The 17,428-nt window shown below is 57.7% G+C and carries 10 protein-coding genes, 1 pseudogene and 1 riboswitch; of the genes and pseudogenes, 7 read left to right on the top strand and 4 right to left on the bottom strand.

Translation table 11 applies throughout. The features are described 5' to 3' along the window. Positions 1–143 precede the first annotated feature (143 nt). From IEV53_RS13060 to IEV53_RS13035, 6 genes are all read left to right on the top strand, one after another. Positions 144–2,360: a TonB-dependent receptor domain-containing protein gene (locus IEV53_RS13060; protein ID WP_188427277.1), complete on the top strand. Its 2,217-nt coding sequence runs from the start codon at positions 144–146 to the stop codon at positions 2,358–2,360. A gap of 81 nt (positions 2,361–2,441) precedes the next feature. Beyond that, complete coding sequence (locus IEV53_RS13055; RefSeq protein ID WP_188427276.1) at positions 2,442–3,296, top strand: DUF817 domain-containing protein; 855 nt, start codon at positions 2,442–2,444, stop codon at positions 3,294–3,296. After that, a complete protein-coding gene (locus IEV53_RS13050; RefSeq protein WP_188427275.1) occupies positions 3,293–3,706 on the top strand; it encodes a ribosomal maturation YjgA family protein in 414 nt (137 codons plus the stop codon). Before IEV53_RS13055 ends, IEV53_RS13050 begins: the two co-directional genes overlap by 4 nt. A 183-nt stretch (positions 3,707–3,889) precedes the next feature. Further along, a complete protein-coding gene (locus IEV53_RS13045) occupies positions 3,890–6,286 on the top strand; it encodes a TonB-dependent receptor (RefSeq protein ID WP_188427274.1) in 2,397 nt (798 codons plus the stop codon). A gap of 17 nt (positions 6,287–6,303) precedes the next feature. Beyond that, positions 6,304–8,322 (top strand): phosphocholine-specific phospholipase C, encoded by a 2,019-nt coding sequence (locus tag IEV53_RS13040; protein WP_188427273.1) that lies wholly within the window; start codon positions 6,304–6,306, stop codon positions 8,320–8,322. A gap of 85 nt (positions 8,323–8,407) precedes the next feature. Then, positions 8,408–8,609: riboswitch (cobalamin riboswitch) on the top strand. An 89-nt stretch (positions 8,610–8,698) separates the two neighbouring features. Next, a complete protein-coding gene (locus IEV53_RS13035) occupies positions 8,699–10,909 on the top strand; it encodes a TonB-dependent receptor (protein WP_188427272.1) in 2,211 nt (736 codons plus the stop codon). Between the two features lie 94 nt (positions 10,910–11,003). Here IEV53_RS13035 and IEV53_RS13030 read toward each other — a convergent pair whose 3' ends face one another. Further along, positions 11,004–11,834: a M48 family metallopeptidase gene (locus tag IEV53_RS13030; protein WP_188427271.1), complete on the bottom strand. Its 831-nt coding sequence runs from the start codon at positions 11,832–11,834 to the stop codon at positions 11,004–11,006. Positions 11,835–12,047: 213 nt separating this feature from the next. On the opposite strand from IEV53_RS13030, the gene IEV53_RS13025 reads away from it, so the two are divergent. Then, entirely contained in the window at positions 12,048–13,265 is a 1,218-nt protein-coding gene (locus IEV53_RS13025; protein WP_188427270.1) for a cation:proton antiporter, read from the top strand. Between the two features lie 37 nt (positions 13,266–13,302). Here the strand turns inward: IEV53_RS13025 and IEV53_RS13020 are convergent, their stop codons facing one another. The 3 genes and pseudogenes from IEV53_RS13020 to IEV53_RS13010 all read right to left on the bottom strand — a co-directional run. Beyond that, positions 13,303–15,885: a hypothetical protein gene (locus tag IEV53_RS13020; protein ID WP_188427269.1), complete on the bottom strand. Its 2,583-nt coding sequence runs from the start codon at positions 15,883–15,885 to the stop codon at positions 13,303–13,305. A 15-nt stretch (positions 15,886–15,900) separates the two neighbouring features. Beyond that, the gene (locus tag IEV53_RS13015) at positions 15,901–17,319 is read right to left on the bottom strand and encodes an Hsp70 family protein (RefSeq protein WP_188427391.1); all 1,419 of its coding nucleotides are present in this window, start codon (positions 17,317–17,319) and stop codon (positions 15,901–15,903) included. Next, a pseudogene (locus tag IEV53_RS13010) lies at positions 17,320–17,428 on the bottom strand (IS5/IS1182 family transposase); the annotation flags it as partial.

Raw genomic sequence — 17,428 nt, 5'->3', positions numbered from 1 at the left:
CTGCTGTCATGGGTCGCTGGCTGTTGCCTCTTTCCCTCACCTGACGCGGCGGAGCTTTAAAGGAAGTTTTTACACCTTGCAAGTGAGAGTCATTCTCAATAATCACTCGCACCGTTCCATTAACGTTTCGTAGGGCCGAACTGATGATCTCAACCCGCCAGGTGCTTTCCCTGTCTTCCGCGCTTGCCATGATCACCCTCCTTACCGGGCCTGCGCAGGCTCAGGATCGTGACACAGGCATCCAGGACCAGACCAAGGCAGGACAACGCAGCGCCTCCAGCAGCAGCACGACAGGCACGACAAAACCTGCCGGGGCGGTACGGAAACAGGCGACAAGCACAGGCAGGTCATCATCGGGTGATATCGCGCTTCCCAGCGTCAAGGTGCATGGCGACAACGATCTGGTCGTGCCCCAGGCAAGCGCCACACTGACCCGCAAGGACATGCTGCGCGTCAATCCGACCGAGCCCTATATGGTCCTGACCGGGCTGCCTGGCGTGTATTTCGAGAATGACGGCTCTCCGTCCCTCGCCATTTCCATCCGTGGCATGCAGGATTTTGGCCGCGTGAACGTGATGGTCGATGGCGCGAGGCAGGATTTCCAGACAAGCAGCCATGGCGCCAATGGCAGCGTCTATGTCGATCCCGCCCTGCTGGCTGGGCTCGATGTGTCACGCGGCACCGTTGCGACGGCTGATGGTGCAGGCGCCATCGCCGGTGTGGTGAACATGCATACGCTCGGCGTGGACGACATCGTCGACTCAGGCAAGCGCTATGGTGTGATGGCGCGCGCGCTCGGCGGCTCAAACAATTATGACGGGTCGGGCATGGTCGGCGCCGGCGTGCGTGTACGCCCCTGGCTCGGTATTGCCGCCGCCTTCAGCATGCGCAGCTCCGGCAATTACGAAGATGGTGCAGGCACCCGCATTCCTGACACCTATCAGCGCATGCAGTCGGGTCTGTTCAAGATCGATATCAAGCCCGGCATGGATCAGAGCCTGACGCTCGGCACGGTGATCTATCATAACCAGTTCGGTCAGGGCACCGAGGGCATTGCAGGCGCCAACAAGATCCAGAACAACCAGGGTAATATCGAATATCGTTTTACCCCGCACGACAACAAGCTCGTTGCCCTGCACGTCAAGGGCTATGTCGTCTCCACGGGGCAGGATAACGCGATGCCTTCCTATCGCGCGCTCACCATCGCTGCGGCCAACATGACCAAATACAATCTGACGACACTCGGCTTCGAGGCCGATAACACGTCGCAGTTCGGTCTTGGTCCGGTTCTTGCCTCACTGAATTACGGTGGCGAGTATTATCACGACAAGGTCGATACTAAGGACCAGACAGGCTATGCCGGATCGACCCCTTCGGGCGGACGTGGCGTCGGCAGCGCCTTCACGCAGCTCGCACTTAACTGGAAGATCGTCCAGCTGACCGGTGCCCTGCGCTATGACAGCTATCACGCATCGGGCAGCGGCGTGAATCTCGCCTCGGGCTTCACCTCCGTCGCAGCCGGTGCCTTCCACAGATCGAGCGGTTCGGATGCGGTCAATCCGAAAGTGACCCTGGCCGTCACACCGGTACACGGGCTTCAGCTCTATGGCAGCTACGGCCTTGGTTTCCGCCCGCCTGCCATGACCGAGCTGTTCATGGCCAGCTCACATCCCGGGCTCAGCTTCCTGAATTTCATCCCCAACCCGAATCTCGCCCCTGAGCAGACCTATGGCTGGGAACTCGGCGCCAAGCTGCATTATCGTGACGTGCTGATGGATGGAGACAAGGTCGAATTCGACGGCGACTATTTCGATACACGCATCAAGAATTACATCGCCCAGACCCGCGTGATCGGTCGCCCGGCCGCAGGGTCCTATATTCCGACATACGGCTATTTCTACCAGAATATGGCTGGCAATACCTTAACCCATGGTTTTGAAGGCCAGGCGAAATACGACAACCGCTTCGTCTTCGCGACCCTGTCCTACACCAACACCACGACCAAGCTGCCCTATGCCGATTACACCGGGTTTGGCGCGCTCCTGACCACGCCACCGCGCTCGGTTCTGGCGGGCACGGTCGGTGTGCATCTGCTCGACAACAAGCTTTCCATCGGCGGCCGCATCCGTGCAGCCACCCAGACGCTCGGACGCCCATCGAGCGCAACAGCGCTATACCCCAAGCAGGGGGGTTATGTGGTGTTCGATCTGTTCGGGTCCTACCAGCTCACCAAACAGATCCAGATGTTCGTCAATGCGGATAACGTGACCAATCGCCGCTACTACACCAGCGCCATCTCGACCATCCCGAACCAGGGACTCACGGTTATGGGCGGTCTGAGCTTCGCTCTGTCGCGCTGATCTGTCACAGTAACGTTACGTGCCCTTGTATAGGGGCACGGGCTGCGGCAGGAGCGGATCAAAAAGCAAGGATCCACTCTCATGCCCGCCACCGAAACGCACTCGACCCAAACCAGCCTGGAAGACAGGCTGGGGCGCTGGGTCAGGCGCTATCTGCACGGGTTCTGGGGCATGTTTGTGCTCTTCGTGCTCAAACAGGGATGGGCCTGTCTTTTCGGCGGGCTCCTTCTGGGGGCCATTCTCGCCTCGCATTATCTCTGGTCGCCGCATTGGCCGATACATCGCTATGATGCGCTGTTCATCTTCGCTCTGGTGACACAGGCCCTGTTTCTGCTGTGCGGTCTCGAGACGCGACAGGAGGCCATGATCATCCTGGTCTTTCATCTGACCGGCACCGCCATGGAGTGGTTCAAGGTATCTGCGGGGTCATGGGCCTATCCCGAGCCCGGTTTTTTCAAGCTCATGCATGTCCCGCTGTTTTCCGGTTTCATGTATGCCTCGGTCGGCAGTTATATGGCGCGCGTCATCAGGGTCTTCGACATGAGCTTCGTGCCCTATCCGCGCTTCGCTCTCTCCCTGACACTGGCGCTTGCCATCTACGCCAATTTCTTCACGCATCATTTCCTGCCCGATCTGCGCTGGGGGCTGGTTCTGGCCACGCTTGTTCTCTATGGCCGCTGCTGGATACGCTATCGTATCGTGGGCACGCATTTCTGGCGCATGAGACTGCCACTGGCAGCCTTCTTTTCAAGCATCGCCCTCTGGGTTGCAGAAAATATCGGCACGTTTACCGGCACCTGGCTTTATGCCCATCGGCACTTCACCTGGGTGGTGCATCCGCAGAAACTGGTTTCATGGTACCTGCTGCTCTATGTGGCTTTCATTACCGTCACCCTGCTCCTCCGCCCCGACAGGGCGGCCGCTGACAGAGCATGAAACGACGCCGACACAACAAATTGGGCCGAACGCGTCTCATCCTGACGACGGGCATGATTATCGCGGCGGGTCTTGTCTGCCGCCTTGCCCCTCTGGGGCTTGATCCGTTTGCGAGAAAATGGAGCGGCTCGGTCTTATGGGGCGCGCTTTTCTGGTGCCTCGCCGCCTTCGTCGTGGGGGGCGACAGACGGTTGTCGCGACTGACGCTCGCCATGTTCGGCTGTTTTGCGAGTGAGACACTCAAACTGGTCCATATCGCACCTTTGGATACCCTGAGAAGAACTGCCGCTGGTGGCTTTCTGCTCGGACATGTCTTCTCCTGGTACGATATGGCGGCCTATCTCGCCGGTATCATTCTGATGGAGCTCGCAAGCGCTATTTCCGTAGTGAGAAGACGGTCTCGTCCATAGATCATCCGGGCAATTGCGTCACACAATCCGCCGCGGTTCGTGAGAGCGGTAAAAGACAGAACAATGACAGCAATATGACTCTTTTATTTCGGTAACGATTTAATAAAACCATAATACTGCATAACAGATTATGTCGATATTTACTGCCCGTAATTCGATCACGAAGCGAAACGGCCCCAATCGATGAAACTCAGACTTAGCCTTGTTCTTTCCGCCAGCCTTCCGGCGCTGCTGATTGCCGGACATGCGACGAACAGGGCTCATGCTCAGGATAGCGCCCCAAGTCAGAAAGCTTCCGTCACTGGCAAGACAACCAGTCATGCGACAGACAAAAAGCCGGTCCGCCAGAAAGACAGGACAAAGGCGCGCTCGAACGCTGTCGATGCCAAGACCCCTGAGTCGATCATCGTGCTCGGCGCCGGTCAGGCTCGCGAAACACAGACGATCTCGCGCACGGCCATTCAGGAATACACACCCGGCACCAGCCCCTTCAAGGCGCTCTCGAAACTGCCCGGTGTGATGTTCACCTCATCAGACCCGCTGGGTTCCTATGAATGGTCACAGCAGATCATCATCCGCGGTTTCGATCAGAGCCGTCTCGGCTTCACCTTCGACGGCGTGCCGCTGGGCAATCTGGCCTATGGCAATGATAACGGTCTTTCGATCGGGCGTGCTCTCCAGACGGAAAACAATGGCCCTGCAACCCTGACCCAGGGCGCAGGTGCAGTCGGCGTTGCCGCCTCGAACGACCTTGGCGGTGCACTGCAATTCACCTCGATCGACCCCTCCGACAAATCCGGTGCCGATGTGAGCGGTACGATCGGCTCGGCGTCAACATGGCGCACCTTCGCGCGTATCAATAGCGGCCTGCTCAAGGGGGGCGGCAAGTTCTACGTTTCCTACAATCATCAGGATGCGAACAAGTGGAAGGGCGATGGCGTTCAGCGCCAGGATCAGGCCAACGCCAAATTCGTCCAGCCTCTGGGCGAACATCTAAAACTGACCGTGTTCGGCGACTGGTCCAAGCGCGCTGAAAACGACTATCAGGATCTCTCCCTCTCCCAGATCAAGACCTATGGCTATAATCTGGACAATATCACCGGCAATTATGCCCTCGCCAAGCAGATTGCCTATGCCTATCAGAACGGGACTGCCTTCCCCAAGGGAATCGAAAACCAAGATACCGTTTATTATAACGCAGGTGGCCTGCGCGAAGACGCGCTGGGCTATGGCAAGCTCGATTTCCGGGTCAATAATCGCCTCTCAGGTTATGTCATGGGCTATGGCCATACGAATACCGGCGAAGGTGTATGGGTCACGCCTTACACCGCCACACCGGCCCAGCTGGGAGGGTCACCCCTCTCCACACGCACAACAGAATACGACATCCACCGTGCCGGGTTTATCGGCAGCCTGACCTACAAGATTGCCAATCACAGCATTGAGGGTGGTTTCTGGTTCGAGAACAACAATTTCAATCAGGCACGCCGCTTCTATCCCCTCGCGCTCGACGGATCGCCCTCTTCCATCCACTGGTATCGCGACAACGCCTTTGCCACGCAGTGGCAGAGCGCCTTCAACACCAAGACCTATCAGGTGCATCTGGGCGATACCTGGAAAATCACGCCAAAGCTGAAGGTCAATTACGGCTTCAAGTCGCTGATCGTTGACAATACGGCGCGCGCCATGAACGGCAATTATCTCGGCACACCTGTCGCCACGGCCTATCCGTCAGGATCGCTGAATGCCAGCAATGGCTTCCTGCCGCAGGTTGGCGCAAATTATCGCTTCAACCATAATCACGAGATCTTCCTCGATTACAGCCGCAATATGGCGGCCTTTGACAGCGCCCAGACATCCGGGCCGTTCTCGACCACGGTGGCAGGATTCCAGGCGCTGCAGGGGCGTCTGAAGCCTGAAATGTCGAATACCGAGGAACTTGGCTATCGCTATCATACCAAAACCTTCCAGGCGACGGTGACCGGCTATTACGTTCAGTTCGAAAACCGCCTTCTTTCGGTGACGCAGGGCGTGGGCATTCAGGGCAATGCCTCGGTTCTCTCGAATGTCGGTGGGGTCATCTCCCGTGGCATCGACACTGCCGTGAACTGGCAGTTTGCTCCAAACTGGTCGATCTTCGCTTCCTATGCCTTCAACAACTCCTTCTATCAGGACGATGTGATGGCGAATGGTACGGTTTCCGCCGCAATCAAGGGCAAGAACGTGGTCGGTATGCCGCGCAACCTCGCCAATCTGCAGCTCGGCTATGACGACGGCCAGATCTGGGGCAACGTCCTTATGCAGATCCAGGATCGTCGCTACTACACCTATACGAACGACGCCTATGTGCCGGCCAACGACGTGTTCAACCTGAATCTCGGCTACCGCTTCAAGAGCCATAATTTCTGGCTGCGCGGGCTTGATACCCAGATCAATGTCTCGAACCTGTTCGACAAGCGCTATGTCGCGACAGTGGGCAGCAACGGCTTTATCAATTCCGACCCCTCGGGCACGTTCCAGACCCTTCAGGCCGCGGCCCCGCGCATGGTATTCTTCACCATCCGCAAGCATTTCAACTGAGAGACGGATCAGCCAGCATGAAACCCAGCCGACGGCATTTTCTCAATCTCGGTGCTGCCGCCCTCGCTGGGGCCATGCTGCCTGAAAACCTGAAACAGGCTCTGGCCATTCCAGCCAATCGGGAAACCGGCACGATCAAGGACGTCAAGCACGTTGTTATCCTGATGCAGGAAAACCGGGCTTTCGACCATTATTTCGGCACGCTGCGCGGTGTGCGCGGCTTTGGTGACCCACGGGCAGAACGCCAGGCTGATGGCAGTTCGGTCTTTGCCCAAAAAGACGAGAAGGGCCGGGCTATCTGGCCCTTCCTCTTCGACACTGTGCATACCTCTGCCGCCTGCCTGAAAAGCCTCGACCATAGCTGGAAAGGCACGCAGGCAGCATGGAATGAGTGGGATAGCTGGGTACCGCACAAGACACCCATGACCATGGGGTATTTCACCCGCAAGGAAATTCCCTATTACTATGCCCTGGCCGATGCCTTCACGATCTGCGACGCCTATCACGCCTCGATCTTCGGGCCGACCAATCCAAATCGTCTCTATTTCTTCACCGGCACGAACGGGCTCGCCGTCGGTTCAGCGGGCAAGCAGGCAGTCGAGAATGTCGATGACGGTAACTGGTCTGCCGACATGGCCCATGACAACCCGAAATTCACGCCTTTCGACTGGACGACCTACCCTGAACGACTGCAAGAGGCCGGTGTCACCTGGAAATTCTACCAGGAATACGACAATTTCGGCGACAACCCCCTCGCCTCGTTCCGCCAGTTCCGCAACCTCGACCGCAACGACTGGCGCTATCTGAACGCCCGCGCCATCGCCCCCGGCTCGAACAAGGAGAACATGCACGAGCTTGAAGGGCGTTACCTTCTGGATGCTTTCGAGCATGATGTTGCAGGCGGCACCCTGCCACAGGTTTCGTGGATCGTTCCGCCAGCTGCCCTGTCGGAACATCCCGAAGCCCCTCCCGGCTTTGGCGAGCATCTGATCTCGAAACTCATCGACATCTTCGTCCGTCACCCCGAGACCTGGGCCAAAACAGTCTTCATTCTGAATTACGATGAGAATGACGGCTTTTTCGACCATGTGCCACCGCCTGTCCCTGCGCTTGCGGGGCAAGGCAGCACGACTGTTTCATCCGCAGGTGAGAGCTATCATGGCGAGCCTGTGGGTCTCGGGCCGCGCGTGCCTGCGCTGATCATCTCTCCCTGGACAAAGGGGGGATGGGTCAATTCGCAGGTATTCGACCACACCTCGATCCTGCAATTTCTCGAAAAGCGTTTTGGCGTCGCATGTCCCACCATCACCCCCTGGCGGCGTGCTGTCTGTGGCGATCTGACCTCCGTCTTCGATTTTTCGAAACCCGACGCTGAATGGTCGGCAGAGCTCCCCAATACCGACGACTATCTGCCACAGACGCGTCTTTCCTGCGCGCATCCGCCGCCGCTCGTGCCGTCACACGGAAGGCTGCCCGTGCAGGAAACGGGGCAGAGGCCGAGCCGCGCCCTGCCCTATCGCTTTGCCGTCACCACTCATGCCGATGATCCGACAAAACTCACTTTCAGTAATACCGGCAGACAAGGTGTCGTCTTCCGCATTCGCCAGACGGGCATGGCTAGCCAGCATCTGACCGTACCCGCAGGCACGATCAGCCTGTTCGCCTGCGCGCCTGAGGGTGTGGTCGAGATCTACGGACCAAACGGTTTTTACCGCCTCCATCGTCCCGCAAGCGGCGTGGTCCTGCTACAGGAGGAAGGAGAGAACAGCTTGCGCCTCGTCTTCTCGGTATCAAACCCAGCCAGCAAAGAGGCGGTCCTGAGTAATCTCTATAACGGCAGGAGTGAAGCGCGTCCGCTCAAGTCCGATACGCAACGCGTCGAGATTGTCGATCTGGGCCCCAGCCAGAACTGGTATCACCTGGAATTGAGAGACCAGGCGGGCACGGTTCTGCTCGCACTGGCCGGACATGTCGAAAACGGATCACCGTCCCATTCTGATCCCCATATGGCCAAAAGCCCGACAAACCCGAGCTGAGAAGAGGCGCGTGTCATTTGGGTTACGCGAGCGTTACAAGAGACCTGCGTCAGCTACGCTCCTGATTGACAGGGCGTGCGCGGGCAGTAGGGTCGCGCGCGATGGTTCCCGCTCGCCGGGATGAAAAGGGAACATGGTGCGATGCCATGACTGCCCCCGCAACTGTAGGTGAAGAGAGCACTGACAAGGGCCCTTGCGGCCCGGCCACTGGGTTTATCCCCCCGGGAAGGCACGTTGTTGCTCGGTGACGCACAAGTCAGGAGACCTGCCATCATCCATGGTCACGGACGAGAACTGATGGGCGGGGTGTCCCGGAAGTGGCAGGTGCAAATCTGCCCATCGTAGTGACGTGAACAGACCGGATAGATCCGCCACCATGCGCCCTCTGCGCCCCTTCAGATCGCTTCTTCTCGCAGGGCTTCCCCTGCTCTCCCTCCCTCAGGCCATCGCGCAGGATCAGGGAGCGAATGACGAATACATTACCGCCCACGGGCAAAGCACAGGGCTCAATGCCCGGCCCGCCATCGGTGGCAGGCTCGGTCTGAGCCTGCAGCATAACCCGGCCTCGATCGCGGTGATCGACCAGAAAATCATCTCGCAGCGCGGTTATGCCCAGGCCGAGCAGGCTGCCGATTTTGCACCGGGCGTCACTTCTGGCGGGTCACCGGGCAACCCGGCGCAGCTCATGATGCGCGGGTTCAGCGGTAATCAGATCCTGATCCTGCGCGACGGGTTCTATTTCGGCCCCACCACCATGGTGAACCGGCCGCTGAACGCCTTCAATCTAGAGGCAGTTGAGGTTCTCAAAGGGCCGTCTTCCGTTCTTTATGGACAAGGCGCTGTGGGTGGCACGGTTGATATGCGCACACGCAGCCCCGACCCGGATCATGCGCATCTGGACACGCTGGTTTCCTATGGCAGCTTCAACACCTGGAACGCAGGCATTGGCGGGTCGATCCCGCTGTCACCGACACTGGCCATACGCAGTGATTTCAGCCGCACCTCGTCAGATGGCTACGTCAAGGGCGCTGATCCCCACAGCAATGACTGGACGACGACCCTGCTCTGGCATCCGTCACAGAATTTCTCGGCCCGACTGGGGATGGATTACCTGACAGATGAGCTTTCCACCTATTATGGCGCCCCTCTGGTGCCGGGTTCTGCCGTCCAGGAGGAAGCCAGGGGTCTCCTGCATTCATCGAGCGGGCTGGTTGTCAGCAAGACCTCGCTTTGGCGCAATTACAATGTTGCCAACCCACGAGCGAGTTCGGTCAATGCCACGCCGACCCTGCATCTGAACTGGATCGTGAACGACTGGCTCACCCTGCATGACAAGGCCTATTTCTCCTATGCCAAACGGCGGTGGGACAATGCCGAGACCTACAGCTATATCGGTAGCGAAGGCGCAGTCGATGCCAGTAATGCCCCAATCGAGCCGGGGCGGATCGGGCGTGACCGGTTCTATGTCTATCAGAACCAGCATCAGATCGGTGATACGATCGACGCCCGCTTTGACTCCACGTTTTTCGGGTTAAAGAACCGTCTGGTGATTGGAGGAGACGCCTATTATCTGCGCTTCATCCGCAATCGTGGTTTTCCCGACGCCAGCTATGCCGACAGTGTCTCGCTGACTGACCCGGAAGGCGGCGCATTGGGCAATTTCGCCGGGGAGTATCCTTGCCGCAAATCGCCAACCACCCTGATCGATGCCGGGCTCTTTCTGGAAGACACGCTTTCACTGACCCGTACTCTGCGTCTGGTTGGCGGATTTCGCTATGATTGGCTCTCGCTCGACCGCCAGAACTACAATCAGAATGGGCAATTCAACACGGCAACGAGCTTCAAGGGCCATTACAACCCTGCCAATTTCCGTATCGGCCCGGTTTACGACATTCTGCCCAATGTCAGCCTCTATGGTGTGTATACGACTGCAGAAGATCCGCCAGGCTCAAACCTGTTCCTTGCCAACAAAGGGCAATTCAGCCGTCTGAGCCACTCGCGTCAGGGGGAAATCGGCGTGAAGGCAAGTGCGCTTTCGGGCCGGCTTGTTACCACACTCTCCCTCTTCGATATCCGACGCACTCGGGTTCTGGTTCAGACAGGTCAGGATTCTGTCTCGACCGCCGGAAGCCAACATTCGCGTGGGGTAGAGGGTCAGGCCGATTGGCGTCTCGACCGCCATTGGAGCCTGTCAGGCAATGTTGCCTATACAGATGCGCATTACGGCACATTCTATCCCGATGCCGCGACAGACGCCTCAGGCAATCAGGTGCCCAACGTACCTGCGGTAACCGCCAATCTCTGGGCTGTATGGTCTTCGGCGCTGGACCTGCCTGTCGATCTCGGCGCAGGCATGCGCTATGTCTCTGCGCGCAAGGGCGATTTTGCCAATACGCTTTCGCTCAAGGATTATGCTCTCGTGAACGTTTTTGCGGGCTGGCATATCCGCAGGGGCTTTACCCTGTACGGTCGCATCGACAATCTTGCCAACAAGCATTTCGTACAATGGGCCGATACGAGCTATCCGTCCGAGGTTCTGATCGGCGCCCCCCGTTCCTTCTCGATCAGCATGCAGGCAGGGTTCTGACACCCCCATGGTCGTCTGACGCTTCCCGTTCTCCGGTCACATGACCGGAGAATAGTTGAGGTCATCACGAAGCCGGACAAGACCCAAACGCTGGTCAAGCTACATCTTGAACGCTGACAGGCGTTGTATCCGGCTTCATCGTCACGTTCGGGAAGAGGGACATCAGACGCGCGACGCGACGGGTCATGCGCGGGTGACTCAGAAAGATCTCGCGGCAAAACCCAGCGAAGGCAGGCATAAGTTTTTCCTGATCTACAAAGGCTGACGGACTCATCTCGTAGTTCAGACGCTTGGCACCACAGGCCAACATCTGTAATGCGGTCAGGGCCTGGTGCTTGTCCTCCAGAAGAAACGCACTTACCGCATCGCAGCTATATTCGCGGGCGCGCGAATAGGCCGGATAGAGAAAAGGCACGAAGAAAGCCGGATAACGGATGAAATGCTTCGCCGAATTGAGATGACCCAGCACGTGATGAGCAATCTCGTGCCCGATGACGAAACGAAGCTGCGCATTGTCCTCAGCTTCGACAAGCGCTGAAGTCAATAGCACATAACGCCCACGCGACAGCCGAAGGGCGAGCGCGTTCATCACGCCGTGAGAATTATAGATAAAGGCTTCAGGCGCCGTCTCAAGGCCGAGCTTCCGACTGACATCGACAAAGATTGCATGCAGTTCCGGGAATTGCTTCTCTGAGAGCACCACCATGCTGCCGACCATCCATGCACGGAACAAGGCTGCCATGAACTTCATCATGACCCAGAGCAGCAGGCCATAGATGACCAAGGCAATCAGCGCAGCAACCGGATTTTTCTGTAGGAAGACACTCAGAATAATCAGCAGCCAAAGCGCGCTACCGATAACGGTCAGAGCCGCACCATATCCCTTTTCCTGGGGATGCTGGTAGATTGAGACATGCGGGGGCATGATTGGTCCTTCACGAGCGAACAATACAAGTAAACAAGTCTACACCTCAAACAAAAAATAAATAGACGGAGAATCTTGATGAAATATTTCCACCGCATCCGTAAGCGTGTAAAAACCAGCTACTGTCTTCAGCAATTTCATGGCTTTTGACGTCAGGTTTGCGCTTTCTCTCCCATCCAAGCTATCTTTGCGTGAAAAATCGAAGGGATGGGTATGAACGATCTGACTGCGGTCCTGGCAGATATCGGTATTTTTGTCTGTGTTCCCTGGGTGCTTTGGCGCCTGCTTGGCCGCGTCATACCCATTGCTGTTATTCCGATCCTGATTGGCATTATGGCCGCCGTCTGGCATCTACCGCTCAAAAGCATCGGCATCCCTTCTTTCTATGGTGATACCATCGGCTGGATCGCCGTACTCGTGCTCGCCTTCACTGCGGGGATGGAGATGTGGCAGCACCCCGAGGGTCAGAGCGCAGAAAACGCCCTCCCGAAACCCGGCCTTGCGCGCCTCTTGGGCGGTGCTGCCATGGCACTGGGTGGGCCTTTTCTGATAGGCACCATCCTCGTTTATTATTTCTTCCTGCCCCTCCCCGGCTGGCACGCGCCCGCTGTCACGCCCGGCATCGCTGCCGCCTCCATCGGTTTGTGCATTGCCGTGAGCGCCCTGCCCGTGCTCATCGGCATCGTCAGGGAGTTGCCGATCGCCGACAAGCCGATCGGACAACTGGCGCTCAAACTCGCGGTCATCGATGACGCCACGCTCTGGATCGGCCTTGCCCTGTTGCAGTTCTCTGCAGAGCGTCAAACCGCCATGCATAGCTGGGGCCTGCGCGAAGGAGGTGCGGCGCTTATGCTCATCGCCTTGGCAACTTGCGGTTCACTGGCGTCACGCCATTTCCGCAATCCTTCGCGGATACTCATCTGGGCTGTGGTCCCGCTTTATCTCAGCCTAGGATCCTGGGCGAGCATGACCCTGGGGCTGCACGAGCTGATCGGCGCCTATTTCGCCGGGGCCTTCATGCCGCCATCATGGGTACGACGCCTGCCCTTCGAGGCTATCTCTACTTTTGCGCTGGTCTGGGTAGCGCCTCTCTTCTTTGGTCATAGCGGAATGCGGATCAATGGCGACGCCTTGACCTGGCCTTCTGTCCTGGCCTCGCTGTCACTCGTCGCCATCTCAATTGTGGTGAAGATCGGCTCAATCTATATTTTCCCGCCAACCGCCGGGCTATCGCGACGTCAGACACTGGGGCTTGGTGCCCTGCTACAATGCAAGGGCCTGATGGAAATCGTGGCGGCGACCATCCTGCACGAGCAAGGTATGCTCTCCGAATTCGCCTTCGCCTCGCTCATGGTACTGGCCGTTATCTCGACCCTGCTCACCGGACCGCTCTTTCACCTGCTCAAACCCAGGAAAGCGCTTCCCTCCTGACGTCGACACGTTCTGTCAGGAGGGAAGCGGTCGCTTTTCACTTATCGGTGTCCGCAAATCTGCAGGAAGGCTGGCCGTCTCTCATTTCGGCATTGCAATCCCTGGCAAAAAGACCGAAAGCGCCGTAAGCGAAAAGGGTCTTGCCATCAGTCGAGAAAACCGCGCGGCGTAACATGTTGGGCAAGGTCAGTTTCTGCCAGCTTTGCCCCCCATCGCAACTGAGATCGAGCGTTGCCCCCGCAGTTATACTGGTATCGGCCAGCTGGCCTTCCTTACGCAGCAGGATTTCCTGATCGGCGATGGTTACGGCGCGGATGCGCCCCTTCTCTGCGATAAAACTACGCAGCTCGCGTCCTGCGGGGCCGGTGAACAATCCTTTGAGGATCAGTTTCGCGCCCCTCCAATGAGCTAGGAGTTGGCCGTTAGGATGAAGCGGGAAAGTCCCCAACAATCTGGGCGTCTGATCCATGGCCTGCGCATAGAGCGATGCTGGAACAGGGTCGTTGAGTGCGATAAACAGCGCCTCATTGGAGGAGGTTGCAGTATTCAGCCACACCCTCTCTCCCAGAAGCGATTGGGTCGTGCGAGCGCGAAACTTGAAATCCCGGGGATAATCGACCTTCCATAGGGCGACACCATACCGTAGCCCGTCATCGGCAAGCCGTTGAAAAGCAGTAACAACGGCGCCGCTGCTTCCGATGGAGGCAGTACAGCTGAAATCGACGTTCTGACAAAAGGACAGTTGCGGCAATGATTTCCAGGCCTGCGTGCCCCGATCGAAACGGTATATCAGGGACTGTCTGCCTCCTTTCAAAATCTTGTCCTCAATCACCATTTTCACGCTCGGGATATCGTCGGGCGTTTCCATCCAATCGATGGTCGTACCGGGGGCAAGAAAATCGGCCTTGCAGTCATAGCCTGTAACCGCCCCTGGACGACATGAGGTGAGACCGATACGAGCCGGCGAGCCTCCGGCCTGAGCAAGATGAAAGCCAATATAGAACCCGTTATCCTTCGACGTGTGATGCATAAAGGCGAGAGTACTGCTATCGGCAATACTCGTAACTTCAGGCGAGGCGAGCTGACGCCAGGCGCTTCTGCCGTTGAGATCCGGGTCGCTCGCTAATAGGAGCATGGGAAGCCCGAACAGCCCGCACAGATCGATCAACTGCGCTTTTGGCAATGCTTTAATGCCACCTGCCGGCCGGAGCACGGGCGCACGCTGCGCGATGGACACGAGGCCGCGTCCGTCACAGATTTCGATACGCTTGCGCGCCAGATAACCGACCATACACGGTATGAGCAGGAGCGGCAGGATACGCAGGAAGAATGTTGCGCCGATCAGAAGGCGGCGAACCGCCTCACTCGAGACGTGAATGAAACCAAGGATCGCCTTGAGGCTGTCATGCGCCGCCAGCAGCAGAATATCCGCTGTGCCTTTTGTCGACCCTGAAAAGAACAGGGCGACGATCAGCGCGAAAATTGCCAGTGTCGCCACAGACCACGCGATGGACAACCGCGTCATACCAGCTTCAGCGAGGCGGTAGCTGGGAAGGAAACAGGTGCCCAGGCAAAACTTGAGACGCATCCATAAGCGCGCGATGAAGCTCATTTCCTTTGCAGGCACGGCCTCGCGGCATTTGACCGGAAACAAGGCCATGAGATGCAATCCAAGGGGAAGCACCGCACAGTAATCGGAAAAACTGGCTCGCTCTCCGTAATGGATTTTATCTTCCTTGCGCCTTCGTACGGCGATCCAGTCTCCCCAATTGATCGCACCGCGCATTTCTCTGAAAGTCGCGACCGCACCGGAATCCAGACCGTATCGATCAGCCATCGTAGTGACGATATTGACAAGGGCACCGTAGTTTTCGGCGCTAGCCCCCAGCTGCGCCGGGTTGGGTAGAAAGCTCAGTATCGCGCAACATAACGATGAAGCCAGCTCAAGCTGGGTTTTGAGCGGCGTCGCATCAATCCTGTTGAAAACAACGTGCCACTCCGGCTGCGTCCACACCACCGACCGTTTCTTGCTTATGGCCTGGATCAGGTGGGTAACGGTTTCTCGCGCAAGCGTCTCGGCGTCATGTGCGCCTTCGCTAGGCCGCTTATCCTCATCGGGCGGTATTGGCCGCTTGAAAGCGAGAACTGACGGCTTCCCTTCGAGCTCTCCGTCAGAAGGCGGCGGCGTCAAACGCGCTGGATATGCCGTGACCCGCGGCGCAGCTTCATCTTCTCTCTCTGCTTCATCTGTCTCGTCGTGCTCACCGTCCCTCTGCTGCTCCTCCGGAACGGGCTGCCTGACGACTGGCGGAGGCTGTACAGGCACTCCCGCCAGAACGCATAGTTCTTCGTAAGAAACCGGGATTACCTTGGTAAACTGACGAGGCATCCCAGCTTCGTCTTCAACTATATCGTCATCGACTTCCCCCGCCTCTTCACGCCGCCGGAGCGTATCGGCCGAGTCAAGAGCGAGAGCCCTTGCCTCGACAAGCAGACCGAAACCGACCGGATCGTCGTCGGGCCGCGTTCGGCGAAGGATTTGTGCATAAGCGCGATTAACAGCGCGCTTGTCACTTGTGGGCTCAAGCCCAAGCAAGCGCCAGGCATCGGGAATTAGCATGACAGGCCGTCTCGATCAGGCGAATGGCAGATTGCGTTCCATCGCGTCCAACCACGCGCCGAACTGCGCCCTGGTCTCGGCCACTTCACGCAATGGCACTTTTCCCACCCGAGCCAGAAAACGCATCAATTCATTACCGATCAGGTCGCGTCGTTCGCCCACTGATTCGGCATAAAGGCGCTCGGCTCTCGCCACAAGCGCGTGGTTCGCGATCTGATCCCTTGGCGCAAGCTTGATCTGCTGCAGGGCGACAAAGCGTTTCTCGATATCCTCGGGCGACAGACCGCTCTGTCCGGCGAAGATTTTTCGGGTTAGCGCCCCTGTCTTTTCCACCAGAATTTCCACCTCGAGAGCACCGCTGACGTCGTAAGTGAAGCAGACCGATACCCTGTCCTTACGGGTGATACCCGTGGGCAGCGCGACGAAGACATCGCCGAGAGTCACATTCATTTCCGGTCGGATATTCTCGCCTTGCAGGATATCGAACAGGATATGCGCCTGTCCGTCGACCAGCGGTACGTAGTGCCGTGTACGACTAATGGGGATGATGCTATTCCGCTCGATGATGACGCTCATAATATTTTCATGGGTGTGACCGTCTTGCGTCGAAGTCCCGAGCGTGAACGGACACACGTCGGTCATCATGAGATCTTCAAGCGCGGAGTCTCGCTGAACCAGCCCTGCCTGCACCGTAGCCCCAAGGCCGATGAGGTGATCCGGTCTTGGATGAGCAAGAGGAAAACGGTGAAACAGTCTGGTCACTAGGGCACGCACCAGAGGCATCCGCGACGCACCGCCGACGAGAATAATCTCATCGATTTCAGCTGCCTCAGCTGATGTATCGGACATAACCCTGACGACCGGCGCGCGTAGCCGTGTCAGGAGTGGCGTCGCATTTTCCTCGAAGCGCTCTCTCGACAATGTCCACTCGACTGGCTCAGAAGCGATATGAAAGCGTTCCTGCGCGATATCCTGAGTGGTCAATGCCTGTTTGAGGCTCTCTGCAGCTCGTATAAGTTGGGCATAGCTTTCAGGACTGAGAGACGAGGCTTCGATCCTTTGATCGGCGAGAAAAAGGGCTGCGATCAAATCGCGAAAGTCATTTCCCCCAAGATTGGAATCGCCGCATGAAGCCCGGATTTCCATGATCCCTTCGAATTTATTGAGCAAGGAGACGTCAAACGTCCCTCCCCCGAGATCAAGCACAAGAAACTGGCCTTCATCTCGGCTCTCCAGCCCGAAAGCCAGGGCTGCAGCCGTAGGCTCATTGACGAGGCGTAGCGCCTCCAGACCGGCGATACGCGCCGCCGCCAACGTCGCGCGGCGCTGTGGCTCTGCGAAATAGGCAGGAACCGAAATGACTGCCTGGGTTACCGTTTCGCCGAGAAACGCTTCGGCATCATGCTTGAAGCTCTTGAGAGCCCTTTTGGAAATTCACGGATGAGCGTTTCGGCGTAGCATTAGGCTTCCCATGGCGATGTGGATCATGGCCTCTGCCACGTCGATACGCTGTTCGTAATCCCTCACCAGTCGGCGCCAGCGG

The sequence above is a fragment of the Asaia siamensis genome (genome assembly GCF_014635085.1).
GTDB lineage: Bacteria > Pseudomonadota > Alphaproteobacteria > Acetobacterales > Acetobacteraceae > Asaia > Asaia siamensis.
The sequence above is the reverse complement of the archived record's forward strand: the minus strand, read 5'-3'. Positions and strand labels throughout refer to the sequence as shown.

Excerpts from the sequence above, each read along its gene's own strand:
- IEV53_RS13060 (WP_188427277.1), top strand. The coding sequence starts at position 144 with ATGATCTCAACCCGCCAGGTGCTTTCCCTGTCTTCCGCGCTTGCCATG.
- IEV53_RS13055 (WP_188427276.1), top strand. The coding sequence starts at position 2,442 with ATGCCCGCCACCGAAACGCACTCGACCCAAACCAGCCTGGAAGACAGG.
- IEV53_RS13050 (WP_188427275.1), top strand. The coding sequence starts at position 3,293 with ATGAAACGACGCCGACACAACAAATTGGGCCGAACGCGTCTCATCCTG.
- IEV53_RS13045 (WP_188427274.1), top strand. The coding sequence starts at position 3,890 with ATGAAACTCAGACTTAGCCTTGTTCTTTCCGCCAGCCTTCCGGCGCTG.
- IEV53_RS13040 (WP_188427273.1), top strand. The coding sequence starts at position 6,304 with ATGAAACCCAGCCGACGGCATTTTCTCAATCTCGGTGCTGCCGCCCTC.
- IEV53_RS13035 (WP_188427272.1), top strand. The coding sequence starts at position 8,699 with ATGCGCCCTCTGCGCCCCTTCAGATCGCTTCTTCTCGCAGGGCTTCCC.
- IEV53_RS13030 (WP_188427271.1), bottom strand. The coding sequence starts at position 11,834 with ATGCCCCCGCATGTCTCAATCTACCAGCATCCCCAGGAAAAGGGATAT.
- IEV53_RS13025 (WP_188427270.1), top strand. The coding sequence starts at position 12,048 with ATGAACGATCTGACTGCGGTCCTGGCAGATATCGGTATTTTTGTCTGT.
- IEV53_RS13020 (WP_188427269.1), bottom strand. The coding sequence starts at position 15,885 with ATGCTAATTCCCGATGCCTGGCGCTTGCTTGGGCTTGAGCCCACAAGT.